Here is a 24,926-nt window from a genome sequence, read left to right on the forward strand (position 1 = left end):
AACTAAAGTTTTATATAAAAGGGATTGATTTCCTTCTCATTTGTATTATAATCAAACTGTATCAACTGTACTAAGCATCATAGTACACTATATACAGATGGGAGAGTGCGTATGTTTGAGTTAGATATAAGAAGCCGAAAGCCGATCTATGAACAATTGGTTGAAAAGCTTAAAGAACTCATAATAACTGAAGTGTTAAAGACAGATGAACAGTTGCCTTCCGTCCGAATGCTAGCCCAACAGTTAACGATCAATCCGAATACGATTCAAAAAGCATATCGTGAACTTGAAGTTCAAGGATATATTTATTCAATTAAAGGAAAAGGCAGCTTTGTTAGTCCAGCAAGTGATGGACTTAATACGGAGAAGCTCCTTAAGGTAAAAAAGGATATTATGAAGCTGTTGTCAGAAGCGATGTACTTAGGTGTAACAGCAGATGAGCTAATAACAATGATTAAAGAAATAAATACTACCATCGGAGGAGGGATAGAAAATGATCAAAATTAGTCATATCCGCAAGTCATTTGATGAGCATGAAGCTATTGAGAATATAAGTCTTACAGTTAACAAAGGCTCAATATACGGATTGCTCGGTTCGAACGGTGCAGGGAAAACGACGCTTTTAAAGATACTTTCTGGACTTTATATACCAGATGAGGGATTAATTGCAATTGATGGGCAGTCGGTCTTTGAGAACCCAGATGTCAAAAACAAGATCTTTTTTATCCCAGATACACCTTATTTTCTTCCTCATTACACGCTCAAGCAGATGGCACAGTTTTATCAAAGCAATTATCCTAGGTGGAATGAGCAACGCTATCAAGAACTGGTTGATATGTTTCAAATAGATGTACATAAGAAGATCCATCGTTACTCCAAAGGAATCCAAAGACAAGTGGCATTTATCCTTGCTTTATCTACTGTGCCAGAGGTATTGCTTCTTGATGAACCTTTAGATGGGCTGGATCCAGTCATGAGGAAAAAGGTGAAAGGTCTTTTAATTGACGATGTGGCTGAAAGAGAAATGACTGTTTTAATTTCTTCTCACAATTTAAGAGAAGTGGAGGACCTTTGTGATTTTGTAGGGATTATGCATAAAGGACAAATGATGATTGAAAAGGAATTAGACGATCTTAAATCTGATACTCACAAAGTTCAGATTGCCTTTAAGGGCGGTGCGCCAGTTCCACCAGCTATATTAAAATCTGTTAAAGTCCTTCATAAAGAGAAGAGGGGAAGTATTCTCTTATTAATTGTAAAAGGAAAAGAAGAGGAAATTACAGCAAGTATAGAAAAATATCAACCTGTTATTTTCGATATCCTTCCACTGACACTTGAAGAAATTTTTATTTATGAAATGGAGGATGTTGGCTATGCAGTTGAAAATATCCTTGGTTAATAAAGAAATAAGAAAGATGATTATGAGAAGTGTCGGCTGGGTTGCGATTGTTCACTTTCTAGTACTAATCTTTTCGGTGCCATTAGAAATTTTAATGACGACTACTGGGGAACAACGGCAATATATTAGAGCAGAAAGCCTATTCTCATTTCACTATGAGATACAAGTCGTATTAAATATTGGTATTCCTGTCCTAATGGCTATTTTTTTATTCCGATTCCTTCAGGTGAAGTCCTATAGTGATTTCATGCATAGTCTTCCAATAAAGAGGGAGCGACTTTTTCATCAATATGCTTTAACAGGAATCATTCTTTTAATCATGCCGGTATTGCTGATCACTATCATCGTTTGTGCCTTGTATCAACCGCTGAACTTAGCTGAGTTTTTTTCATGGGCAGACATTTTTAAGTGGCTTGGTATCACAATTATGTTTAATCTTCTTGTCTTTTTGGCAGGGGTTTTTACTGGAATGATTTCGGGCATTTCCGCTGTTCAGGGCGCTCTCACATATGTATTTTTATTACTTCCAATTGGATTGCTCGTTCTTTTAGCGTATAATCTTCCATTTTACCTATATGGATTTGCTAATCGATATGTGATGGAAAGTAAGGTTGAAGCATTTTCGCCATTAGTTGCAATTAGTCAAGTAGATTATAGACCTCTAGGGCTAATTGAAATCATTGTTTATTGTGCACTCATCTTGATTTTATATGGTTTAGCTTTATGGGTTTACAAAAACAGAAAGCTTGAAGCTGTGACACAATCACTCGTATTTCCTTTGTTAAAACCCATTTTCAAGTATGGGATGACTTTTTGCTCGATGCTTCTCGGTGGATTGTACTTTGGGATCATGGAGGGAAATACAACTTGGCTGATTGCGGGCTATGTGATTGGCGCTATCCTTGGCTATTTACTCGCCGAGATGGTTCTGCAAAAATCTTGGCGGATCATTATTCACATTAAAGGACTTATTATATATGCAGGAGCAATAGCTCTCTTGGTCATTCTTTTTCAATTCGATTTTACCCAGTTTGAAAAAAAGGTGCCTAATTTAAGTGAGGTCGAACGAATTCACTTAAGTAATAGTAATTACATGTATAGTGATGCCGAAGATCCTTTTTTCCTGACCACTGTCGAAAATATGGATTTAATTAGAAGGCTGCACAAAGAAATCATTGCAAACAAAAGCAAGAATACAGTGACTAACAAGAGTGAGCATGCTTTTTTTGTTTATGAATTGAAAAATGGCAAGAAGCTTGTTCGGGATTATATGATCGACAAAAAAGAATATGCTCATTATTATAAATTGATTCATGAATCTGAAGAATATAAAAGGGTTACAAATGGGATTTTCAAAGTGAATGAGGATCAAATAGAAAAAATCACAATCAACCCTTATGGATCCATTCAGAAAAAAGCTGTAATAGTAGATCCAGCAGACTTGAAGGAAGCAATGGCCGTATTAAAAGATGAAATTAATACAGCAACCTATGAGGAAACAATCGATAATAGGGATCCTCTTGCATTCATTGAAATCATGCAAAAAAATGACAAAACGGTGGGGCTTGAATGGAGAATTTCATATAAGAAGTTTGAGGAATGGCTGGATAAAAAAGGGTTACTAGAGCAGGCAAAAGTATCAGCAACTGATATTTCATATGCCTATATTGTTGATGCAAATGATCTTGAAATCAATTATGCACAGGGGTATTCGTATGAAGAGCTATTTGAACAAATGAGTAAAATTAGCCATGCCATCAAAGTAACAGATAAAAACAGACTTGAAGAAAGCTTGATAAATGCCACCGGATTTCATGATGGGCCATACATGATTGGATTTTATTATAAAGCGGACGGGTCCATTGAGATTAAAAGCTTTACGGGTGAGCATATTCCTGATTTCGTTCAACAATATTTTAAATAAATCAGAGTTGAAGATGAGAGAGGAGGATATGAGTGAATTGCTTTTGCATGGATATGAATGAAATATGTAAATTGTACAGCAAACGATTATTTCAAGTCACCTACTGCATTACAAGAGACTATTACTTGGCTCAAGATGCCGTACAGGAAACATTGATTAAGGCCTATCAAAAGATGGACACAATTGAAGAACCGGAGAAAATAGGTGCTTGGCTTTCTGCGATCGCAACAAGAACAGCCATTGACATTGTTCGGAAGGAAAGAAAATTAAGTGAACGTACGGCGAGTCATATCGAAATCGAGACGACAAATATAAAAATGGATCAAAACGTCGAACAAGAAGTAGAAGTAAATCTCTTAAAAGAACAAATCTATCAAGCAATTGACTCACTTTCCCTCGATCAAAGGAAAGTGTTTCTACTAAAAATAAATAACGGATTAAAGGAAAAAGAAATAGCCAATCTATTGAAGCTGAATCAAAATACCGTAAAGACAAAAATCTATCGTGTAAGAAAGCAGCTAAAGGAAATGCTAATTGAAAGCTTGTCTGCATAATTTCAAGAGATGGAAAATAGAAAGCACATGGCCGATTAGGATAGAAAGTTGCCATGTGTTTTTTTGTAATGGCGATTATGATATTTTAAAGTAATACGAGAGACCAAAAAGGCAGGATGAGTATCAAATGAAAATATTAATAGTTGAAGATGATAAAACCATTGCAACGGGGCTTGAATATTCATTGCAGCAGGATTCCTATTCTACTGTCATTTGCTTTGATGTTGCTTCTGCGAAAAAAGTTCTTGTAGAACAATCGGATCAATTGAATTTATGTTTATTCGATTTATCCCTGCCAGATGGAAGCGGATATGAATTATGTAAGATTGTAAAGGAAAGTAGCGACATACCTGTTATATTTCTAACGGCAAATGATGATGAAATTAATGTTGTGATGGGGCTTGATATGGGGGCGGATGATTATATAACAAAACCCTTTCGTATTCGCGAACTTCTGTCACGAATAAAGTCAGTCTTAAGGAGATACCAGAAAAGTCCACAAAAAAATTCTAATATCTACATAGAAAACATTCGAATTAATACACTTGAAGGCAAAGTGTTTAAGCAGAATGAGGAGATGACCTTAACTGCATTGGAGTACCGATTATTGCTCATTTTCGCAAATCATATCGGACAAGTACTGACAAGAAATCAGTTGCTAGAACAAATTTGGGATGTGGCAGGTGATTTTGTAAATGACAATACGTTGACCGTTTACATTAAAAGACTGCGTGAAAAACTGGAGGATGATCCGCAAAAACCGACATTGATTAAAACGGTAAGAGGATTGGGCTATAAGGTGGGTGGATAGGATGCTCCGTAATCGCGAAATAACCATTTTATTAATAGCGATGTGTACAATTAGTTTAGCTTTGATTATGATTGCAGCCTATTTTTCATACACAGCTGCTTTATTCGTATTCATTACCTCTATTCTTCTTATTGGCTGCAGCCTATTATTCACACGCTGGCGATATAGGGAAATAGAGAAGCTCTCCAGCTATCTTCGCCATATAACTAATGGCAATTATTCTCTTGATGTCCGTGATAATCAAGAGGGAGAGCTGAGTATATTAAAAAATGATATATACAAGGTGACACTTATGCTATCTGAACAAAAGTCATTGTTAAAGCAGGATAAGGTTCTGCTAACCGATGCGATCTCAGATATTTCCCATCAGCTAAAAACACCGCTGACCTCGATGATGATGATGGCGGATTTCTTAAATGATGCCAAGCTGCAAAAGACAAAAAGAATGGAATTCACACACAGTATTCGTCAGCAGCTTGAACGAATGGAGTGGCTGGTTTCCTCCTTATTAAAGCTGTCAAAAATTGATGCGGGCACCGTTGCATTCAAAAAAGAACAAATATCTGTGAAAAGACTAATTGAAAAGGCGTTGGAAGCAGTTTTGATCCCGATGGATATTAAAGAACAATCTATTTCGATTGAAGGGGAAGAAAAGACTTCCTTTGTTGGGGATCTTAATTGGACGAGTGAAGCGCTTATAAACATACTAAAAAACTGTGTAGAGCATACTCCAACGGGTGGAGCCCTTACGATTTCCTTTTCAGAAAATATACTTTATACCGAAATAGTGATTGCAGATAACGGTGAGGGAATTCCAAAGGAGGATATTCCATACATTTTTAACCGTTTTTATAAAGGAAAGAATGCAGGAGAGGATAGTGTTGGTATTGGCCTTGCGATGGCCCACAGCATTATCAAAAGCCAAAACGGAGACATTCATGTAAAAAGCAAACAGGAGAAAGGCACGCAATTTCAACTGAAGTTCTATAAACAAATTATTTAATAATAGGCCATTTTTTAATGATTGTTATTGTTGAATAGATTGTATGAATGAAAACTATTGATGCAAAGGTCAATAAGCTTGGTTGATTGGAGCGGAAATCAACCTCTACTCACTACGTTTTAATTAGCAATAATGTATGTTAAGTGACTAAATTGTCATATTCTAAGTCACCTGTAAGTCATTTTAGGCAGATAAACTAAAAGCATCAGCAATATATGGAGGGATATCAATGGATATTTTAAAAATAGAAAATCTGTCTAAAATATACGGCAAAGGTGAAACCGCAGTAAAGGCGCTTGATAATGTTTCATTTTCGATCAGAAAAGGAGAGTTTGTAGCAATTATTGGTCCGTCAGGTTCTGGGAAGTCAACCTTGCTCCACATGCTTGGGGGAGTGGACAGGCCAACAAGTGGTAAGGTGCTTGTTGATAATACAGACATTTACCAGCTAAATGAAACCCAGCTTGCCATTTTTAGACGAAGACAAATTGGCTTAATCTATCAGTTTTATAATCTTATCCCTGTTCTAACAGTAGAGGAGAATATTACTCTTCCATTGCTGCTTGATGAACATAAAGTCGATAAGCAGCAATTGGCAGAGGTTGTAAAAATATTGAATTTGCAAAACCGTTTAAATCATCTTCCTAATCAGCTGTCTGGCGGACAGCAGCAAAGGGTTTCAATCGGCCGTGCGTTAATTAGTCATCCAGCAATTATGCTTGCTGATGAGCCAACAGGAAATCTTGACAGTAAAAACAGCGGTGAAATTATTGATCTTCTAAAAATGTTTAATAAAACATATAACCAAACACTAATCGTCATTACCCATGATGAACGAATTGCTCTGCAAGCGGATCGCGTGATCACAATTGAAGACGGAAGGGTTGCCAATGATGAGGTGATTCGTCCATGAACATCGTCAACAAACTAACGGTGAGACATTTAAAGCAAAATAAGAAACGGACGCTTGTCACCATTATCGGCGTTATTATTTCTGTTGCAATGATAACAGCTGTTGCAACGCTTGGATTCTCTTTTATGGATCTGATGCAAAGGCAGACAATCGCAAGTGATGGAGAATGGCATGTTCAATATAAGGGTGTCAATCAAGACCAGCTCAAGGCTATCGCAACAGATGAAGAAACGGAAAAAGTGGTCCTATCAAGGGAACTTGGTTATGCAAACTTAGAAGGAAGTCAAAATGAAAACAAACCGTATGTTTTTGTGAAGGAGTATGATACAGGTGGTTTCAAGCAGTTTCCAATTGAACTAAGTCAAGGCAGATTGCCAAAGGCACCGAATGAAGTCGTGCTATCAGAGGAAATTGCTTTAAATGCGAAGGTTGAATATACAATTGGGGATTCGCTACAGCTTGATGTGGGTGAACGTAAAGGTCTAGGTGACTATATATTAACGCAGATTGACTCACTGCAAAAAGAAAATGGAGAATTAATTGAAAGCTTGGATGGACAGGAATCAAAAAATTATACAATCGTCGGTTTCATCAAGCGCCCGACATGGGAACCGACCTGGTCACCAGGCTATTCGATTCTCACTTATTTAGATGAAAAGACGATTACAGAAGAGGATCCTGTTCATGCAACCGTCGTATTAAAAAAGGTGAAACGCTCATTATATGACCATGCAGAGAACTTGGCGAAGAAGAATAATATACCTCTAAAGTCTATTTCTTACAATAATGAGTTGTTGCGCTATTATGGTGTGACAAATAATGATGGACTAAAGAGTACACTTTTTTCTTTATCAGCGATAATTATGACCATCATTATTATTGGCTCGGTTTCATTGATCTATAATGCCTTTGCCATTTCAGTTTCTGAGCGGGCGCGTCATTTAGGAATGCTTTCAAGTGTAGGGGCAACGAAAAGGCAGAAGAGAAACTCGGTATTTTTTGAGGGTGTGATTATTGGGTTAATCAGTATTCCTATAGGTATTCTAAGCGGACTTGCTGGTATAGGGATTACTTTTTTGTTTATTAATTCGATCATCGAGGGTGCTCTAGGAGTTACGGAAAAGCTAACAGTCACTGTTACACTAGGCTCTATCCTAATTGCCTGTGGAGTATCCATCCTAACGATTTTTATATCAACCTTTGTCCCAGCAGTAAAAGCTTCCAAAATCTCTGCTATTGATGCCATCAGACAAACAGCAGATGTGAAGCTAACGAGAAAAGCCGTGAAAACATCCAAATTCATTCGAACACTTTTTGGCATCGAAGCAGAAATCGGTTTGAAGAACTTAAAGAGAAACAAACGCAGATACCGGGCCACTATTTTTTCATTGGTAATCAGTATAGTTTTATTTTTATCCGTATCTTATTTTACAACTAGCCTGAAGAAATCATTGGTACTGTCACAATCTGGTGTGGACTATGATATTCAGGTATCTGTCAATCAAGATAGGGATGACTTGATAAAGACAATTACTTCTCTTGAAGGTGTGACAGAATTTAATGTGGTGAAAGAATTAAACACTACCTCTTTTATAAAGGAATCAGCGATTGCGGATGAATTGAAGAAAATGGTAGATACTGGGGAAATTACTCTTGAAAATGGGAAGTATGCGTATTATATTCGCTTTCATGCGCTAAATGAGGATAGTTTGAAGTCTTATGCGAAACTAGTCGGTACTGATTATGATCAACTGAAAAATCCTGAGCAAATTTCTGGTATTGTCATTGATACAATTAAGTATGAAGATATGAATGCAGGAAAGTACGTTGAAACAAAAGCAATTCATACGAAAATAGGAGAAAAATTTAATGTATTATATGAAGATTGGGAAACAGGAGAGAAGACGAATTTAGACAATGTTGAGATTGCAGCAACAACTGACCAATACCCAATGGGCGTTCAATCAAATGGAGTAGGTGGATTAGATATTATTGTCTCCGAACAAGTGATGAATAAGCTGACTGAGAATATTTCTAATCCGGAAATCGCTAGCTACCTTTATCTGAAAAGTTCAGATCCGATGAAAACCCAGCAGGAAATGGAAGAAATGAAAGAAAGCAGTTTTTCCTTCTATAATGTGTATCAAGGACGACAGCAGGAAGAGCAAATGCTTATGCTCATGTCTGTCTTTACTTATGGGTTTATAGTCTTAATAACTGCGATTTCGATTGCAAATATTTTTAATACTATTTCAACAAGCATTGCCCTTCGAAAACGGGAATTTGCGATGCTGAAATCGGTGGGAATGACACCTAAGGGTTTTAATAAAATGATTAACTATGAAAGTATCTTTTATGGAATCAACTCATTACTATTTGGCCTTCCATTGAGTATCATTGTCATGTATTTGATTTATAAAGGAACGATGAACAGCTTTTCTTATGCGTTCACTCTCCCTTGGACAAGTATGATCTACTGTCTAATTGCAGTATTTGTCATCGTTCTTTCTGCGATGCTTTACTCAAGTGGAAAGGTGAAAAAGGAAAATATTATAGATGGATTGAAGCAGGAAAATATATAGATGGATTCAAAGGGGAAGAAGAATTTCTACGTGTTGTAGGATTCATCTTCCTTTTTTTGTGAGTGATGTGTTACCTTCATTAGTAAGTACATAATGTAAAAAAGGGGAGAAGGCAATGAACGTCTATATTATTACAGGTGCATCAAAGGGAATCGGGTTCGAACTCGCAAAACAGTTGAGTGAAGCTGGACATTGTGTTGTTGGGATGGCAAGGACAGATTGTGGATTAGACGGAATGAAATGCTACCGAACAGATTTATCGGAGTTGGAGAAGTTGGAATCACTAATGGCTGATATACTGACTACTGTCCAGTTAGATGCGGGCTCGATCACACTGATTAACAATGCAGGGATGGTTGAGCCGATTGGATTAATCGGTACAGTTGAGGCTCTGGAAATGTCAAATGCCATTGCTGTTAATTTAACTGCACCAATGATCCTTTCCAATACGTTTATCTCAAAGCTGGAAAATTTTAAAGGGAAGAAGCGGATCGTTAATATTTCGTCTGGAGCAGGTAGAAATCCATACGAAGGCTGGGGGACATACTGCACAACAAAAGCTGGTCTGGATCATTTTTCAAGAGTCATTGCACTTGAACAAATGAAAGCGGAAAATCCAGTTGAAATTGTGTCAATTGCCCCAGGTATTATCGATACCGGCATGCAGGAAACGATTCGTGCAAGCAGCGAGGAAGCATTCCCGCTTCTAGAAAAGTTCATTGATTACAAAGATCAAGGAATGCTAGTCAGTGCGGAGCAAACTGCTAAGAAGCTTATTTCAATCATAGAGAATGAAGGTTTTGATAAGATTGGTCCAATAGCGGATATTCGTCATTTTTGAATACAAGTGGGGCATGGATGGAATTATTTATTGGCGGAGGCTTCATAACGTCCGAAAATCTGGGAATCAGAAAAATTAGCAGTTAAGACCGTTTCGAAACGCGTAATATATCTATAAAAATTTTATTAAACCCGTATCTTTTTATCCTCGATAAACCGTTATAAAGGTAAGGAGGTTCAAAAGGAGTGAATAGAATGGTTAGCAACAGAAACTTGATTGCCAATGAAAAGGTTCAGATAGAAGGATGTAATGAATGGAATAAGCTATATCCAGCTCTTCGAAGATACTGCCACTTTCTTGCGAAAAATAATTGGGATGCCGATGATCTTGTTCAGCAGTCATTCCTAAAAGCAATGCTGCATTATCAGTCATCTGACGTAAATCCGGCACTTTTGAATAAAATTGCCTATCATCAATGGATTGATACCATTCGAAAAAGAAAACAAGAGATAGTTGGTATTCTTGAAGAGGATGCTGGCAAGGTTGATGCAGTTGATTCTGACAGACTGATTGATACAGTGAAGCTATTATTGAGAAATTTAACGCCAAAACAAGCAATTGTTTTCTTGTTAAAAGAAGCATTCAGCTACCAAGCAAAGGAAATTGCTGATTTACTGGACACGTCAGAAATGGCAGTTAAATCATTAATTCACCGAACGAGGAAACGACTGGTGAAGGAAACCAATCTTCAATCAATCGAATCCTTCTGGTGTGAAGAAGAAAGGGAGCTGTTGGGTAATCTCATTCATCAATCCCTACAAGCTGAGGATCCGACAGTGTTAATTGACTATCTAACTGAAATACCGTCATTGGCAGAAGTTCCTAAACTTACTAAACAAACACATTCTAGCTCTCCACTTAACCTTTATTGTATGGCTGCATAAATAAGGAGGAAGATGAATGGGAACGATACCATATGTCATTGAGCAATCTAACCGTGGAGAAAGATCTTATGATATTTACTCAAGATTGTTAAAGGATCGTATTATAATTATCGGTGAGGAAATTAATGAGCAGGTTGCAAATAGTGTTATCGCTCAGCTTCTGTTTTTGGAAGCTGATAATGCTGAGAAAGATATCTCGATTTATATTAATAGCCCAGGAGGGTCCACAACAGCCGGCTTTGCGATATTTGACACAATGGAATATATTAAACCAGATGTTAGCACGATCTGTATGGGAATGGCGGCATCATTTGGAGCATTACTGCTTATCGCAGGAACAAAGGGAAAAAGATATGCCTTGCCGAACAGCGAAATCATGATTCATCAGCCTCTTGGTGGTGCGCGTGGTCAAGCAACAGAAATTGAAATCTCGGCCCGCAGGATCTTAAAACTTAAGGATCATGTGAACGAAATTATTGCTGCACGTACAGGTCAGCCAGTTGAGAAGATTGCCAAAGACAGTGATCGTGATTTCTATATGAGTGCAGAAGAAGCTTTAGAATATGGGATTATTGATAAAATTATTACACGAAAATAAATAAAGAACGCTTTGCTTCGATTAGAAGTAAAGCGTTCTTTATTTGTTATTTGAAAATTGGGTAAATTCGAAACTATTTCAAAGTTAACACGTAGATCATAATATGGAAGTCAATTGCAAGGGGGATGTAAAAATGACGAAAAATTATGAGCCAAGGCATATTGCGTTGGCAATCTCTATTGTAATAGCTATTCTTTCACTGTTTTTAATCATATTTATCCCACAAACCGTTGCAGATATTGTTCATTATTCTTCTGGTGTCTGGCATGTGTTCGTACCGAAGGAAAATTTAATCGTGTATGGAATTGGTTTCTTTCTTCTCTTTTTAGCATCGCTGATTCTTTTTATTTTCAATATGAAGAAGCGAGGGATTTATTTAAGCATAGCGTGTGTTTTATTAAGTTTGATTCCATTTTATATGGGATCACAGTCTTATCTTATTTTCTCGAATGACTCAATTTCACTGTCACCGATTTTATCATCGAAAGTAACTGATTACACATGGAATGATGTCAAGTCGGTTACATTTTATGAAGGAGAGGAAGGGGAACGATCGGAATACGTATTTATTTTTCATGATGGACATTCGATTACACTTGAAGATAATGCTTACTTCCAGAAAATTGTTACCAATTTAGAAATCAAACTAGCAGAGGTCAATTTAAGAGTGGATAGGGTTATGTTAGATTCTCATTAAACTTAAACAAGCGTTACTGGAAAATACAGTAACGCTTGTTTATCTAGAGTCTAGAATTTTTGAATGAAAGTGGTAAAATTTAGTGTAAGGGTTAATATCAAAGGAGCTTTAATGTATGGATCAACTTATTGATGGGGATTTAAAAATACTTTGTGAAAAGGATTGCGGGAATACTATGCTTTATGTCATGTTTACGATTGTACCAATCTGCGTAAGTCCGCGAAAATGAAAGAAATAACCTCGTATGTAATTGGTCAGGAGCTAGAAGTGGAGGTGTAATTATGTACGTAATAGACTATTTCTTTGACCTTTTATTGGCACCATTTAATCTATTTCTAATCGGCATATTAATCATTATTGGTACAATCATTATGAGCTTATTTTTCAAAAGTAAAAAAACGGTGGCAATGGCAATGATCATTGTTGTCTTTGGAACAATCCTCTTATTTAATCAAATGCAATATACGACCTTTCAAAAGCTAGTTGATGATCAACTTAATGAGAAAACGATTGTTCAAAGTATGTCCATTCATATTGATGACCTAAGTGGGGAAGTGCCAATAAGTAAAGCATATGTAACGATAAAAGATGAAAAAATCATTAAGCAAATTTTAAATGATTTATCCGATATTAAATTAAAAAAAGAGCAGAACCCTGCTAGTTATTTTAAAGAATATCGATTAAGCATTATTACGACCAATCAAAAAGAGAAATATGCACTTACCGAAAGGCTAGAGTTGTTATTAGATAATGAATACCTCAATAATTATAAAATAGTCAGTGAGTCAAATCATTTAAAAACGATTAAATCACTCATCGACAATAAAGAATTGGATTGGACTTTTTATCAGAATAACTAGAGTTCTTTCAATTTCAGTATACTTGAACAACAGTGAATCCTTCCTTTTCCATGTATTGGCTTAGGATGTTACTGAAAATAAATAATATTTAGGAGAGGTTTATTGTGATAGAAGTAAGTGCATTTCCTATAATTGAAACTGATAGACTGATTTTAAGACAAGTAACAAAAGATGATGCAAACAGTCTACTAAAGTATTTGTCTGATAAAGATGTAATGAAGTACGTTGGGTTAGAGCCATTTAAGTCGATTGATGACGCATTAGATGAGATTTCATGGTATGAATCAATAGTAGAAAAGAGAACAGGGATAAGATGGGGGATTACGTTGAAAGACCAAGGGGAGGTAATTGGCAGCTGTGGTTTTCTTAACTTGGTTTCACAGCATTATCGTACAGAAATTGGTGTTGAACTAAGCAGAGAACATTGGGGGAAGGGAATAGCAAGTGAGGCTTTTGAAGCTGTTATTCGATATGGATTTGAACAGATGAATTTACAACGGATAGAAGCGTTAATAGAACCTCCTAATATACCGTCACAAAAATTAGCAGAACGTCAGGGATTTATTAGAGAAGGACTTTTGAGAAGTTACGAGTATACTTGCGGTAAATTTGATGATTTATATATGTATTCATTGTTAAAGCAAGACTTCAATATAAAGCAATAATTATAGATTGTGAATTATTTGGATTAAAGTAAAGGGAATTTCGGCTGGAAATTAGATATAACTCGAGGAGTATGTGAATGAAAAAAAGATTTATTTTCTTTTCAATCGGTATTATTTTGTTCTTATTATCTCTTCCTTTAAGCACAAAAATGGGGATGGAACTCATCCATAATCAAAAAATGAAGAAACAATATCAGATTACAAATATTAGCCAAGGCTTTCCTGCTACTCCATCTACATTTAAATACAATGATCATCTCGTAGAAATTAAGGAGGAGGAAATAAAAGATGAAGAATATACCGATCCTTGGGAAAATAAAATTAGCCTTGGAGATTTAGCAATTTATATAGATAAAGTACAAATTGATAGACTAAAAGAGCATCCCATTCGAATAGATGAAGAAGGCTTAAATAGATATTATGGCGAAATTGCTTATTTACTTTTAGAAGATAAAAACATGGATCAAACTCAATTCGTTTTGTTACTGAAGAAAACAAAGGAAATACAAAAAGAAATGCCGAACGGAGATATTGTTGGTTGGGTTCCTGAGGAGAAATTAACATATGCAATGTATGTATTAGATGAAGATGGAAATATAGATCGTCAAACATTTCGTTTAACAGAGAGAAGTGCCTTACAGACCCAATTAGTGAATGCTGGAGTGGTTGCGCCAACTCGAATGGGTTATTACACGAACGCATGGGAAGGCTATCCATCTCTTTTCTTTCCCCTCATCTTTCCATTTCTTACCTTGTTAATCGGATTCACTTTAATGCTTTTTTGTTTTCCGTATAGAAAGTTCACCAAATAGAAAGGTTAGCCCTGAAGAGTACCAACTTTCCCTAATAAAATCCATTAAGAAACAAATTTCACGAATTTTCGTCTAAAGAGAAAAAGGGTGATTTCGATGAAAAAGATCAGCATGTTCTTACTTATTTTACTCTTCTTAACGGGGTGCCGAACAATGCCATTTGGCGGTTATGGAGTAATTGATTGGGTTGATTTTGTCAAATTGGATGGAAAAACTTACTACGGCATACATTCTGGCGTTTTAGCCGATCAAAGCTTTGTCGGTGAAATGATCGGTACGGTTAAATTTAAAGTGGCGGATAATGTAACAAATCCGAACTATAAAATTCGAAATGGTGATGCAGCTTTCCATGAGAAGGGGACTGAGATTTTCAAGATAGAGGATCACCCTCATTTAATCGCTTTGAGGTCTGAACATTCCATTAACGGATACGATGTATACTACTCAATTGATGAAATGGATTATCAATGGCGGTTTAAAGATATGTCTCTCGTAAAGGTTAAGAAAATTGAAATTTATCAGGCTTATACTCGAGAAGGGAATAAACGGATTGCTGATATAAGTAAGGTGGAAGAAGTTAAACGATTTCTTCATCTACTAGAAAGTAGTGAAATACAAACTACTTTTCAACCGAATACCGAAAAAAGAGATCCTACTTATTACGAAATGATTTTTTACACTGAGGATCCCATTGCTTATAAATTCAACATGCAGTTTGATGGTTCCACCTATTATTGGCACCCTTGGGATACGGCGATCTTATCTAATGATATAGGGCAGTTTCTTTATCAAGAGTGAATTAATTAGTGACTTAGGAGGTGTTCTTATGGACAGAGAATATAATGACCTAATTGGTGATATTTTGAAGAGTGCTGGTGAGAAAGATAATTTTAATAATAAAGGCAAAGGAAAGCCGCTCCCTAAAGAATATTTGCAGATGGATACATTCCAGCACTTTCAAAAGATCGCGAAGGATGCTGGTTATTTACCACAATGGGTAAAGCTGCAAAAGGAAATTTCTCAATTAGTTCACTCGTGCAAAACAGATAAGGATGTGGACGAGATTAATAAAAAAATTAAAAAATACAATAAAATTTGTCCTCATCAATTACAAAAGGGTCCTATTAGCTTGGATCGTATTGAAACATATAAGAAAGTTTGGTGAATGGGGTACACTATTTAATTTAGATGGAAGTGAGTACTTAAAGGTATGCTTTAATAGGTCTATGGCGCTTATATTATGCCATCCGTAAACTAGGGACAATAATCCTCCCCCTGTCTCTCTACAAGTTAGTAATGTTTTCCTTGATGATGAAATTGCTATGTCTGAACTAAGAATCGAATTGGAGATTGAATTAATGTTAATTGACAAAAAAGAATTTGAAGGTAATGGGATTCATTATTTTGTAAGATTAGCAAAGGTTATAGATGCACAAGAGCTGTCTGAATTAAGAGTACAAATAGACGGAGAAACCGAAAATCTAGACAGAGAAAAAGGAGAGGGGTTCATAGACGCATCAGGTTTTGAAAAGTTAATTAAATCTGATACTGAAAATAACACGAACTTATTTTTAGTTGCGGAAGTTAATGACAGAATTGTTGGATTTTCAAGATGCGAAGGAAATCAGTTGAAAAGATTTTCTCATAAAATTGAATTTGGCGTTTGCGTATTAAAAGAATTATGGGGACATGGGATTGGGAAAAACCTATTGAAAGAATCTATTTCTTGGGCAGATACCAATAACATCAAGAAAATCACATTGAATGTTTTGGAAACAAATGATAAAGCCATCAAACTTTATCAAAAGCTTGGATTTGAAATTGAAGGGATATTAAAAAAAGACAAAATCCTCTCCGATGGAGAATATTATAACACGATTATTATGGGAAGATTTAAAGAGTAATATTTTTATATTACAGCTCGTATTCGGTTACTTTTAGCATGTAAAAATAGATGAAAATAAACTTTATGATAATTATATTTTCTTAGTAGGAGTGATAATTGAATGTATGAATATAAGTTTGTAGAGACTTATCTTGGCAGTTTCTTTTCCTCACCACAACATCAAGAAACGATTCATGAATATGCTGCTGATGGATGGAGACTAGTGCAGGTTTTGCCAACCGAATATAATGGGAATGGCAAACCGTTGGGGTATGAGATCATATTTGAAAGGCCTGTGCAAGATTAAATCAGTTCTATTAATCTTCAAATATAAAGATAGATAAATATTAGTAGAAATAAGGAGATTATAAATGGCTTTGAAACATGATTTTTTTCTTATCCCAAATACAGTAGATTTAGATCAACTTGTGATGAATTATAATAAACACTCCGATATTATTGACAGTGTAGTTTTACATGATGACATTATTTCCTATATGAGTGATACTTTGAAATGGATCCCAAGTAAAAATCCAGGTCTTAGAGGTATAACCCCATGTAAAGGAATTAACTATCATGGGGTAACCCTTTTTGATTCTGAGTCGGCGCCTATTTTGAAGAGTGTATTTTCAGCATGGAAGGACTTATTTCAGAATTCACCAAAGGTATTAAAACTAACGGGAATGTATGTCATGATTGAAGGGGTTGAGGGTGAGGGACATTATGAAAAGCTAGTCTTTAATCGTGATGAACTCATAAAGAACTTTGAGAAAATGATCTCATTTTCAAATCAGTTGGCTGAAGGCAATTGTTATATATATCATTGGGGAGTATAAGTATGGGACAAGGGGGCAGGCTCCTTGTCCCATCTATTTTATTTTTGAATTATTTGGGACAGTTAACCTGTCCCTCCGTCCCAATTATCTTAATGCAAGTTCAGACTCTTTTTTTCTGATTAGCAATCCTGTTACAGCGAATGAGCAGATAGCTAGGATGACGAGTAGGATAAATACGGAGTGTAAGCTTGTTTCTAATGCTTGTCCTTTTAACTCGTCACTTAATAATAAGCCTGATACGGCGATCCCAATGGTTTGTCCCAAGCTTTTCATTAAATTATGGGAACCCATTGCGGCGCCACGTAAATTCCATTCAACAGCTGATTGGACAGCGACCGTAAATGCAGTGAAAGCAAGACCGAAGCCAAAGCCAATACATGCTGTAACAATCATCATCACTGGCACAGTTGTATCTGTCTGGAAGAATACAAACCCGGTACAGCTTAGAATTATAAAGACAGTACCTAATAAAGTTACATGTGCAATGGATTTATTGCCTAACCATTTTCCTGATATAATGGCTCCGATCGGCCATGTGACAGACATGGGCAGCATGGCAATCCCTGAAAAAGTGGCATTTAAATTAGTCACACCCTGTACCCATAATGGAATGTAAAACGTGATCGTGACAAGGATAAAACCTAATAAAAATCCGGAAATATTTGAAATGGTAATAAGTGTATTCTTAAATAGAGAAAGCGGAAGCATTGGCTCTTTTCCTTTTGCTTCAATCCAAATAAATAGGCAAAGACCGATGAAAGCAACCGCTAGGAATCCGGTTATACTTCCCGTTAGTTGTTTATGCTCTTTTAGCAGTGTTAATGCGTATAAGAAGGATGTCATACATACGGCAAATGTGAGAATCCCTGCATAATCGATCGTTTGCTTTTTCTTTTCTATCTGCTCTTTTAAAGAAACCCATAATAAAATCAATGATATAATTCCAAACGGCAGGTTCATGTAGAAAATCCAATGCCATGAGATGGTGTCGACAATGAATCCGCCAACAAGTGGGCCAGTTATTCCAGCAATCCCCCACACACTACTGATCCACCCTTGAATTTTCGCGCGGAGCTTAAATTCAAATACATCCCCGATAATTGTAAAAGGAATTGTTGTTAAGGCTCCAGCTCCAATCCCTTGAATCAAGCGAAATAGAACGAGCTGCTCCATCGTTTGTGATAATCCTGAAAGCATGGAACCAATTAGAAAAATAATCGTTCCAATGGCAAACATTAGCTTTCTGCCATACAAGTCAGCTAGCTTCCCAAATACAGGCGTACTGATTACGGTTGCTAATAGGTATACGGATATGACCCATGTATAAAGATGGCTGCCGCCTAAATCTTCTACAATTTTTGGCATGGCCGTACTTACAATTGTGCCTTCAATTGCCGTTAGAAAGGTTGCAATTAATAAGGCAATAATAACGGACTTATGTTTTGTTTCGCTATTCAATTTTAGTCTCCTCTTTTCTTGCTTGATTAGCCAATAGAAAACCTTCCAATCGAAAGGAAATTGGAAGGTGTTTAATATGCAATAAACAGTATAACATGTTTTTCGTGGAATTATTAATGAAAAAGCGGTTTGCCGAAAAAGTCATAGAGAATTTCAAAGCTCTCTGATATGATAACTTTATTAATCATGTTTTTGACAGGAGATAACAGGGACAAGGAACCTGTCCCCATGTCCCGCGAGGTGATTGGATGGAAAAAGGTAAAGTTAAAAAGATTGTTGATGCAGCGAAGATGTATTATTTGCTTGATTATAATCAGAATGAGATTGCAAAGGCTATGGGAATTTCACGACCAACGGTATCGAGGCTGCTGCAATTGGCGAAGAGTGAGGGGATCGTGAAGATTCAAATTACGGATCCTACGGAGGAAAGCATGGATTTCTCCCAGCGGCTTGAGCAGAAATTCGGTTTGAAAAAAGCAATTGTTGCATCTATACCACAGTATGAGGATCATATTATTAAGAATTACTTAGGAGAAAAAGCAGCTCTTTACTTACATGAGATCGTTAAAGATAATGATATCATTGGTGTAACCTGGGGAACGACACTATATCATATTGCCATAGAGTTACAACAAAAGTTTGTGAAGGATGTAAAGGTCATTCAATTAAAGGGCGGAGTCAGCCATTCAGAAAAAAATACATACGCTTCTGAAATATTGTATTTATTTGGACAAGCATTCAATACGGTCCCCCATCATCTGCCACTACCTGCCATTGTTGATCATGTGCTTGTTAAGCAAGCGATGGAAGCTGACCGTCATATTCAAAAAATACTAGATCTAGGAAAACAGGCGAATATTGCCCTATTTACATCAGGTCCAGTTAAAGATGAGTCTCTTTTATTCCAATTGGGGTATTTTACTAAAGAGGATTTAGATATGCTGCATCAGAATGCAGTTGGAGATATTTGTTCAAGATTCTTTAACATTAATGGAGAAATATGTAATCGGAATTTGAATAATCGAACACTTGGGATTGCGCTAGAAGAGTTGAGAACAAAAGAATATTCGATTCTCTGTGCAGGGGGACCTAATAAACTTAATGGGATTTACGGAGCACTTAAAGGCAAGTATGCAAATGTGCTTATTACCGATCAATATACAGCTCAATTTTTATTAGAAAAAGTGTAAAAATGCTACTTCATTTGAAGTAGCTATTTTTTTGCACTGAATTAAAAAAGGAATTCATATTGCTATGTTAAAATTTTTCCATTTGTTCAAAAAAGGTGATGAGTAACTATATATATTTTTCGATTTATAAGAAATGAGCAGTAATTTCTCACTATACAAAGCATTTGAAATAATTTTATTTTACATTTGTTCAATATACGATATACAAATGTTCATTTTCTTGATATAGTTTTTGTGAAATGGTTTTCATTTTTAAGTTAGGAAGATACGAATATGGAATGTTTCCGTATGATTACTTCACACTGCTGAAGTAAGTGAATGGAATGGATGTAAAATTATGTGAAAACATTCACATGGTTTTATTCGAGAAATTTCATTTACGTTAAATATAACTATTGGTGTAAGAAACGTAAAAATGCGGAAACTAAGTGAATACGAACAGTTAACAAGGCGGGGGCAAGAAAGGGACTAATTTTTTCCTCCATGCGAAAAAATGCTTCCAGGTTTCTATTCTTCCAATGATTTAAAAAAGACGGAATTCATCAAAAGACTTAATGGAGGTACTCTTATGAAATATATCATTGCTATTCTTGGATTACTCGTTGTCGTCGGCTTAGCAGTGCTTGTGAGCAGCGACAGAAAAAAAATTAAGTACAAACCGATCATCTTGATGATCATAATTCAATTAATTTTGTCATTCTTATTACTCAATACTAAATTCGGTCTCGTGCTAGTAAAGGGAATTGCCAATGCGTTTGGGAAATTACTTGAATACGCAGGGGAAGGAATATCCTTTGTCTTCGGTGGAATTGCAAATGAAGGCCAAGCACCATTTTTCCTAAATGTTCTGCTGCCAATTGTATTCATATCCGTTTTAATTGGGATTTTTCAATATTTAAAAATCCTTCCATTAGTTATGAAGGGTATCGGGGTGGTTTTGAGTAAAATCAATGGAATGGGGAAATTGGAATCGTATAATGCGGTTGCTTCCCTCGTAGTTGGACAATCTGAAGTTTTTATTACGCTAAAAAAACAGCTTGGTCAACTTCCACCGCATCGTATGTATACACTGTGTGCTTCAGCGATGTCAACTGTTTCCATGTCCATTGTTGGCGCATATATGACGATGATTGAACCTAAGTATGTTGTTACAGCACTTGTTCTTAACCTATTTGGCGGGTTTATCATTGCTTCAATTATTAATCCATATACAGTAGATGAAAAAGAAGATATATTAATCGTTCAAGAAGGGGAGAAACAGTCCTTCTTTGAAATGATTGGTGAATATATATTAGATGGATTTAAGGTTGCTGTCATTGTAGGTGCCATGCTGATTGGATTTGTTGCATTGATTGCGGCAGTGAATAGTGTTTTTGATATGGCATTTGGAATTACGTTCCAGGAAATTTTGGGATATATTTTTGCTCCGATTGCCTTTATTATGGGTGTTCCAGCTTCTGAGCTTATTTCGGCAGGTGGGATCATGGCAACCAAATTGGTGACAAACGAATTTGTTGCGATGATAGAGCTGACTGAAATCGCTGGAAACATGAGTGAACGTACACTAGGAATTATTTCTGTTTTCCTTGTATCCTTTGCTAACTTCTCATCTATTGGAATCATTTCTGGTGCTGTAAAAGGATTACATGAGAAACAAGGAAATACAGTTGCACGATTTGGGTTAAAGCTTCTGTACGGGGCAACGCTTGTTAGTGTTCTGACTTCAATAATCGTAAGTATTATTCTTTAATAGCCGAAATTTAACAAAGGAGGCTCAGGCTGGGAATACCAGCAATTTATATGGGCATTGTCGGATTATTCCTTTCAGGAGCAACTTTATTTCTAAATAGTCTTATGCTGCTGGGAAAAGCAAATGCTAAAAGTGTAGCAGTATTTAATTTATTTATCGGTTCTTTGCAAGTAGTGACACCATTTTATTTAATTGTCATTTCGGATCAAAGTAACTGGGCATTTTTTAATAATGGGGTTACCTTTCTATTTGGACTCACATTTTTATATGTTGGTGTTACGACACTAATGGGATATGAGGGAAATGGTTTAGGCTGGTTTTCCTTGTGGGTTGCCATAATTGCGCTCGTTTATGCCGTTGTCGCTATCGCCCGCTCCCAAGACATTCTCGGTATGTTAACTTGGATTCATTGGTCCTATCTATGGTTATTATTCTTCTTAACAATGGCTTTAAAGAAGGATATCGACAAGTATGTAGGAAAAGTAGCACAGATACAATCATGGATAACACTAACGATTCCATCTTTATTTACCATGCTGGGGATATTAGACATCGCCTGGATTCGTAATTTATTGATCGGTTTGTTAGTCCTATCTATCGTGTATTATATTGGTTCTGCTTGGATGACTAGAAAAAAGTATTCAATTGAAGCAGGTCCCTTACACAATTAATCATGCAAAAACTACAAATAAACGCATGGGAATTTCTTAATGAAATTTCACATGCGTTTATTTTTATTTAGGCAAGACGAGTACGTATCAAATTCATTATTCATTTTAAAAGGTAAGCATATTTCAATGCTTACCTTTCTGAGGAACTTGGATTAGATTGTACTTCTAAAGATTGCTTATCGCTTATGCAAGAGAAGGCATTTTTAATAAATAGTTCAATCTAAAGTACGCATGACTGACTAAAAATGCAATTCTGCTACTCAAAAGAATGATGCTTGAGATGAAGCTGAGAAGAATCTTCAAAGTATATCCCTCCAAATTCAATTTAGTGTTAGTAGATAACACTAATGTTAGTTTGAAGCAATGAAGTAAATTTATTCAATATAAATCTAATTGTTATTGAAGTAAGCGCCAATAAGGAATGCATTCAGATAAAATTGCAGTTACCCCCTCGTTTTTTTGAATAATAAAATAATTACCTGTTTTTGCAGGAGAATATAGCACCAGAATGGAAAACAGATAAATAAATATCTGAATGGGGGTTAAATAATGAACATCAAAACTTGTCGTGCAATTGTTACAGGTGGTGCATCAGGATTAGGTGAGGCAACGGTTAGAAACATTGTGAAAAATGGGGGGAAAGCTTTAATTGTAGATTTATCGGAGGAACGCGCAAAGCGGCTGAAGGAAGAGCTAGGGGAAAATGTATATTATACATTAACAGATGTAACGAAGGAAGAGGAAGTGAAGGCTGCAGTTGACTACGGATATGAGCAATTTGGGGAGATCAATACAGTCGTAAATTGTGCTGGAATTGGAATCGCAGCAAAGCTTCTCGGACGTAAAGGAGTCCATGAACTGGACCTATTTTCAAAAGTGATTGCGATTAATTTGATTGGAACCTTCAATGTAATCCGACTAGCTGCCGAGCGGATGATCCAAAATGAAGCAAATGAATTTGGAGAAAGAGGAGTCATCATTAATACGGCATCAGTTGCTGCATTTGAGGGACAGATCGGCCAAGCTGCATACAGTGCGTCTAAAGGGGGGATTGTCAGCATGACTTTGCCTATCGCAAGGGAGCTTGCAGCATATGGAATCCGGGTAATGACGATTGCACCAGGACTGTTCCACACTCCAATGTTCGATTCTCTGCCAGAGGAAGCAAGAACTTCATTAGGGAAAATGGTTCCATTCCCATCAAGGTTAGGGTTTCCAGAGGAATATGCTATGCTCACAGAAAGCATTATGACAAATCCAATGCTTAATGGAGAAACGATTCGCCTGGATGGTGGGATTCGGATGCAGCCAAGATAACCAGGAGGATAGAAACACGGAAGAATTTTGAAGGAAATTCTATTAAATAATCAAAGTGAAGGAGTTACTTATCGGGGGAGTGGGGATAAGTAACTTTTCTTTGTCTTGAGAAATGGCAAATAAGTTTATACGGAAAGGCTGTTTTCTAAAGGATTGTTGTTTTTTGTTAAATTTAGGAAAAAGAAAACAGTTAACAAAAAATTTAGTTGATTGGAGCTCCTGGAGCGCAAATCAACTTCTACCCATTTATAATTAAAGCAATAATGTTTGCGAAAACAGCCTACAGAAAAGATGGTGAGTAAAGAGTTCCCATGATAAACAAATTTAGAAAGGAGTAACTTATAAATGCTAGAATCTGAAATGTTAGATTTTGTGAAAAGCAATCTATCTAATACAACAGTGAATGAAATAGAAGTAAATAATAAGGGCTGGGATAATCATATTATGATCATCAACAAAGCAATCGTCTTTCGATTCCCTAAATCAAGGGCACTTTTAACAAAAGTAGTAGATGAAGTAAAGTTATTGGAATGCTTGTCATTGAAAGAACCAATTGTAAAAATTCCAAAATATGAGTTGGTTTATAACGGAAATAAGCCTAAAGCTGTAAAGTATCCTTTAATAAAAGGAAAATCATTAAGTGAACATGCCATTTATGATTTAAGTGCTAATCCGGAAAATGCAAAGATTATTGGTGATTTTCTGACTAAGCTACATAGCATTGATCTTTCAGAGTTGGAAGGAACGAAATTAGATACGGTTCACACACTTAATTATTGGCAGGGTTTATATTCTTCTGTTAAAACTGTTGTTTTTCCATATTTGAATCAACATCAACAAGAGGAAGTAAACGAAATATTTGCTGATTTTATTCGAGATTTTCCAAGTTTAACTTATAAGAAAACGGTTATACATGGCGATTTGACTTCATCAAATATGATTTTTAATAAAGAGGATGGACTTGTAACAGGCATTATTGACTTTACAGATGCTCAGATAGGGGACCCCGCTTTTGACTTTGCTGGATTATATTGGAATTTCGGTCCGGCCTTTACAAGGGAAGTATTATCCTGGTATAGCGCTTCTGAATCAGTAGATACATTGTTTAGTAGAGTGAGCAGCTTCTATGGATTACAGCCCATTTTTCATGAACTGATATATGCAATCGAAAATAATCATAGGATTCATGTGGATCGAGCTTTTGAAAAAATAACTAACTTGAGAATGGGAAGGACCGTCTTATAAATTGGACGGTCCTTCTCGTTGTAAGATTTAA

26 protein-coding genes are annotated in these 24,926 nt (G+C 36.1%); 25 read left to right on the top strand and 1 reads right to left on the bottom strand.

Going from position 1 to position 24,926, the window contains the following annotated elements:
• Positions 1–111 precede the first annotated feature (111 nt).
• The 20 genes from ACFYKT_RS13550 to ACFYKT_RS13645 all read left to right on the top strand — a co-directional run bounded on the left by ACFYKT_RS13550 (position 112) and on the right by ACFYKT_RS13645 (position 17,264).
• On the top strand, positions 112–507 hold the full coding sequence (locus ACFYKT_RS13550) for a GntR family transcriptional regulator (protein ID WP_389220409.1): 396 nt from the start codon (positions 112–114) through the stop codon (positions 505–507).
• Positions 494–1,399, top strand: coding sequence for an ABC transporter ATP-binding protein (locus ACFYKT_RS13555; protein WP_389220412.1), 906 nt, complete (start codon positions 494–496; stop codon positions 1,397–1,399). Before ACFYKT_RS13550 ends, ACFYKT_RS13555 begins: the two co-directional genes overlap by 14 nt.
• A complete protein-coding gene (locus ACFYKT_RS13560) occupies positions 1,374–3,323 on the top strand; it encodes a DUF6449 domain-containing protein (protein WP_389220415.1) in 1,950 nt (649 codons plus the stop codon). Before ACFYKT_RS13555 ends, ACFYKT_RS13560 begins: the two co-directional genes overlap by 26 nt.
• Positions 3,324–3,355: 32 nt before the next feature.
• Positions 3,356–3,877, top strand: coding sequence for an RNA polymerase sigma factor (locus ACFYKT_RS13565; protein WP_389220418.1), 522 nt, complete (start codon positions 3,356–3,358; stop codon positions 3,875–3,877).
• Between the two features lie 127 nt (positions 3,878–4,004).
• Positions 4,005–4,688 (top strand): response regulator transcription factor, encoded by a 684-nt coding sequence (locus ACFYKT_RS13570; protein ID WP_389220421.1) that lies wholly within the window; start codon positions 4,005–4,007, stop codon positions 4,686–4,688.
• A gap of 1 nt (position 4,689) precedes the next feature.
• Positions 4,690–5,691 carry a sensor histidine kinase gene (locus ACFYKT_RS13575; protein WP_389220423.1) on the top strand — a complete coding sequence of 334 codons (1,002 nt, stop codon included), beginning with the start codon at positions 4,690–4,692 and terminating at the stop codon, positions 5,689–5,691.
• 229 nt (positions 5,692–5,920) lie between these two features.
• Positions 5,921–6,604: an ABC transporter ATP-binding protein gene (locus ACFYKT_RS13580; protein WP_389220426.1), complete on the top strand. Its 684-nt coding sequence runs from the start codon at positions 5,921–5,923 to the stop codon at positions 6,602–6,604.
• Positions 6,601–9,186 (top strand): ABC transporter permease, encoded by a 2,586-nt coding sequence (locus ACFYKT_RS13585; RefSeq protein ID WP_389220429.1) that lies wholly within the window; start codon positions 6,601–6,603, stop codon positions 9,184–9,186. The genes ACFYKT_RS13580 and ACFYKT_RS13585 overlap by 4 nt, the downstream gene beginning before the upstream one ends.
• 115 nt (positions 9,187–9,301) lie before the next feature.
• Entirely contained in the window at positions 9,302–10,027 is a 726-nt protein-coding gene (locus ACFYKT_RS13590) for a (S)-benzoin forming benzil reductase (protein WP_389220432.1), read from the top strand.
• A gap of 194 nt (positions 10,028–10,221) precedes the next feature.
• Positions 10,222–10,911, top strand: a complete 690-nt coding sequence (locus tag ACFYKT_RS13595; protein ID WP_389220435.1) for an RNA polymerase sigma factor — start codon at positions 10,222–10,224, stop codon at positions 10,909–10,911.
• A gap of 16 nt (positions 10,912–10,927) precedes the next feature.
• On the top strand, positions 10,928–11,509 hold the full coding sequence (clpP, locus tag ACFYKT_RS13600) for an ATP-dependent Clp endopeptidase proteolytic subunit ClpP (protein ID WP_389220437.1): 582 nt from the start codon (positions 10,928–10,930) through the stop codon (positions 11,507–11,509).
• Between the two features lie 133 nt (positions 11,510–11,642).
• Positions 11,643–12,206 (top strand): hypothetical protein, encoded by a 564-nt coding sequence (locus ACFYKT_RS13605; protein ID WP_389220440.1) that lies wholly within the window; start codon positions 11,643–11,645, stop codon positions 12,204–12,206.
• A 281-nt stretch (positions 12,207–12,487) separates the two neighbouring features.
• Entirely contained in the window at positions 12,488–13,066 is a 579-nt protein-coding gene (locus tag ACFYKT_RS13610; protein ID WP_389220443.1) for a hypothetical protein, read from the top strand.
• 104 nt (positions 13,067–13,170) lie between these two features.
• Positions 13,171–13,731: a GNAT family N-acetyltransferase gene (locus tag ACFYKT_RS13615; RefSeq protein ID WP_389220445.1), complete on the top strand. Its 561-nt coding sequence runs from the start codon at positions 13,171–13,173 to the stop codon at positions 13,729–13,731.
• 77 nt (positions 13,732–13,808) lie between these two features.
• Positions 13,809–14,543, top strand: a complete 735-nt coding sequence (locus ACFYKT_RS13620) for a hypothetical protein (RefSeq protein WP_389220448.1) — start codon at positions 13,809–13,811, stop codon at positions 14,541–14,543.
• A gap of 96 nt (positions 14,544–14,639) precedes the next feature.
• Positions 14,640–15,341, top strand: a complete 702-nt coding sequence (locus ACFYKT_RS13625; RefSeq protein ID WP_389220451.1) for a hypothetical protein — start codon at positions 14,640–14,642, stop codon at positions 15,339–15,341.
• 28 nt (positions 15,342–15,369) lie between these two features.
• Positions 15,370–15,708, top strand: coding sequence for a DnaJ family domain-containing protein (locus tag ACFYKT_RS13630; protein ID WP_389220454.1), 339 nt, complete (start codon positions 15,370–15,372; stop codon positions 15,706–15,708).
• A 193-nt stretch (positions 15,709–15,901) separates the two neighbouring features.
• The gene (locus tag ACFYKT_RS13635; RefSeq protein WP_389220457.1) at positions 15,902–16,447 is read left to right on the top strand and encodes a GNAT family N-acetyltransferase; all 546 of its coding nucleotides are present in this window, start codon (positions 15,902–15,904) and stop codon (positions 16,445–16,447) included.
• Positions 16,448–16,549: 102 nt separating this feature from the next.
• Positions 16,550–16,735, top strand: coding sequence for a DUF4177 domain-containing protein (locus ACFYKT_RS13640; protein WP_389220460.1), 186 nt, complete (start codon positions 16,550–16,552; stop codon positions 16,733–16,735).
• A 64-nt stretch (positions 16,736–16,799) separates the two neighbouring features.
• On the top strand, positions 16,800–17,264 hold the full coding sequence (locus ACFYKT_RS13645) for a hypothetical protein (RefSeq protein ID WP_389220463.1): 465 nt from the start codon (positions 16,800–16,802) through the stop codon (positions 17,262–17,264).
• A gap of 84 nt (positions 17,265–17,348) precedes the next feature.
• On the opposite strand, the gene ACFYKT_RS13650 is transcribed toward ACFYKT_RS13645, so the two are convergent.
• Positions 17,349–18,836, bottom strand: coding sequence for an MDR family MFS transporter (locus tag ACFYKT_RS13650; RefSeq protein WP_389221182.1), 1,488 nt, complete (start codon positions 18,834–18,836; stop codon positions 17,349–17,351).
• A gap of 134 nt (positions 18,837–18,970) precedes the next feature.
• Between ACFYKT_RS13650 and ACFYKT_RS13655 the strand changes: the two genes are divergently transcribed.
• The 5 genes from ACFYKT_RS13655 to ACFYKT_RS13675 all read left to right on the top strand — a co-directional run bounded on the left by ACFYKT_RS13655 (position 18,971) and on the right by ACFYKT_RS13675 (position 24,895).
• A complete protein-coding gene (locus ACFYKT_RS13655) occupies positions 18,971–19,912 on the top strand; it encodes a sugar-binding transcriptional regulator (RefSeq protein WP_389220465.1) in 942 nt (313 codons plus the stop codon).
• 568 nt (positions 19,913–20,480) lie between these two features.
• A complete protein-coding gene (locus tag ACFYKT_RS13660) occupies positions 20,481–21,662 on the top strand; it encodes a NupC/NupG family nucleoside CNT transporter (RefSeq protein WP_389220468.1) in 1,182 nt (393 codons plus the stop codon).
• A 50-nt stretch (positions 21,663–21,712) separates the two neighbouring features.
• A complete protein-coding gene (locus ACFYKT_RS13665; protein WP_389220471.1) occupies positions 21,713–22,333 on the top strand; it encodes an AmiS/UreI family transporter in 621 nt (206 codons plus the stop codon).
• 549 nt (positions 22,334–22,882) lie between these two features.
• On the top strand, positions 22,883–23,650 hold the full coding sequence (locus ACFYKT_RS13670; protein ID WP_389220474.1) for a 3-hydroxyacyl-CoA dehydrogenase: 768 nt from the start codon (positions 22,883–22,885) through the stop codon (positions 23,648–23,650).
• 345 nt (positions 23,651–23,995) lie between these two features.
• A complete protein-coding gene (locus ACFYKT_RS13675) occupies positions 23,996–24,895 on the top strand; it encodes an aminoglycoside phosphotransferase family protein (RefSeq protein ID WP_389220477.1) in 900 nt (299 codons plus the stop codon).
• The last annotated feature ends 31 nt before the right edge of the window (positions 24,896–24,926 follow it).

Source organism: Cytobacillus mangrovibacter, assembly GCF_042865275.1.
GTDB lineage: Bacteria > Bacillota > Bacilli > Bacillales > Cytobacillaceae > Cytobacillus > Cytobacillus mangrovibacter.

Coding starts and splice junctions, on each gene's coding strand:
- ACFYKT_RS13550 (WP_389220409.1), top strand. CDS start 112: ATGTTTGAGTTAGATATAAGAAGCCGAAAGCCGATCTATGAACAATTG.
- ACFYKT_RS13555 (WP_389220412.1), top strand. CDS start 494: ATGATCAAAATTAGTCATATCCGCAAGTCATTTGATGAGCATGAAGCT.
- ACFYKT_RS13560 (WP_389220415.1), top strand. CDS start 1,374: ATGCAGTTGAAAATATCCTTGGTTAATAAAGAAATAAGAAAGATGATT.
- ACFYKT_RS13570 (WP_389220421.1), top strand. CDS start 4,005: ATGAAAATATTAATAGTTGAAGATGATAAAACCATTGCAACGGGGCTT.
- ACFYKT_RS13575 (WP_389220423.1), top strand. CDS start 4,690: ATGCTCCGTAATCGCGAAATAACCATTTTATTAATAGCGATGTGTACA.
- ACFYKT_RS13580 (WP_389220426.1), top strand. CDS start 5,921: ATGGATATTTTAAAAATAGAAAATCTGTCTAAAATATACGGCAAAGGT.
- ACFYKT_RS13585 (WP_389220429.1), top strand. CDS start 6,601: ATGAACATCGTCAACAAACTAACGGTGAGACATTTAAAGCAAAATAAG.
- ACFYKT_RS13590 (WP_389220432.1), top strand. CDS start 9,302: ATGAACGTCTATATTATTACAGGTGCATCAAAGGGAATCGGGTTCGAA.
- ACFYKT_RS13595 (WP_389220435.1), top strand. CDS start 10,222: ATGGTTAGCAACAGAAACTTGATTGCCAATGAAAAGGTTCAGATAGAA.
- clpP (WP_389220437.1), top strand. CDS start 10,928: ATGGGAACGATACCATATGTCATTGAGCAATCTAACCGTGGAGAAAGA.
- ACFYKT_RS13605 (WP_389220440.1), top strand. CDS start 11,643: ATGACGAAAAATTATGAGCCAAGGCATATTGCGTTGGCAATCTCTATT.
- ACFYKT_RS13610 (WP_389220443.1), top strand. CDS start 12,488: ATGTACGTAATAGACTATTTCTTTGACCTTTTATTGGCACCATTTAAT.
- ACFYKT_RS13620 (WP_389220448.1), top strand. CDS start 13,809: ATGAAAAAAAGATTTATTTTCTTTTCAATCGGTATTATTTTGTTCTTA.
- ACFYKT_RS13625 (WP_389220451.1), top strand. CDS start 14,640: ATGAAAAAGATCAGCATGTTCTTACTTATTTTACTCTTCTTAACGGGG.
- ACFYKT_RS13630 (WP_389220454.1), top strand. CDS start 15,370: ATGGACAGAGAATATAATGACCTAATTGGTGATATTTTGAAGAGTGCT.
- ACFYKT_RS13635 (WP_389220457.1), top strand. CDS start 15,902: ATGTTAATTGACAAAAAAGAATTTGAAGGTAATGGGATTCATTATTTT.
- ACFYKT_RS13640 (WP_389220460.1), top strand. CDS start 16,550: ATGTATGAATATAAGTTTGTAGAGACTTATCTTGGCAGTTTCTTTTCC.
- ACFYKT_RS13645 (WP_389220463.1), top strand. CDS start 16,800: ATGGCTTTGAAACATGATTTTTTTCTTATCCCAAATACAGTAGATTTA.
- ACFYKT_RS13655 (WP_389220465.1), top strand. CDS start 18,971: ATGGAAAAAGGTAAAGTTAAAAAGATTGTTGATGCAGCGAAGATGTAT.
- ACFYKT_RS13660 (WP_389220468.1), top strand. CDS start 20,481: ATGAAATATATCATTGCTATTCTTGGATTACTCGTTGTCGTCGGCTTA.
- ACFYKT_RS13665 (WP_389220471.1), top strand. CDS start 21,713: ATGGGCATTGTCGGATTATTCCTTTCAGGAGCAACTTTATTTCTAAAT.
- ACFYKT_RS13670 (WP_389220474.1), top strand. CDS start 22,883: ATGAACATCAAAACTTGTCGTGCAATTGTTACAGGTGGTGCATCAGGA.
- ACFYKT_RS13675 (WP_389220477.1), top strand. CDS start 23,996: ATGCTAGAATCTGAAATGTTAGATTTTGTGAAAAGCAATCTATCTAAT.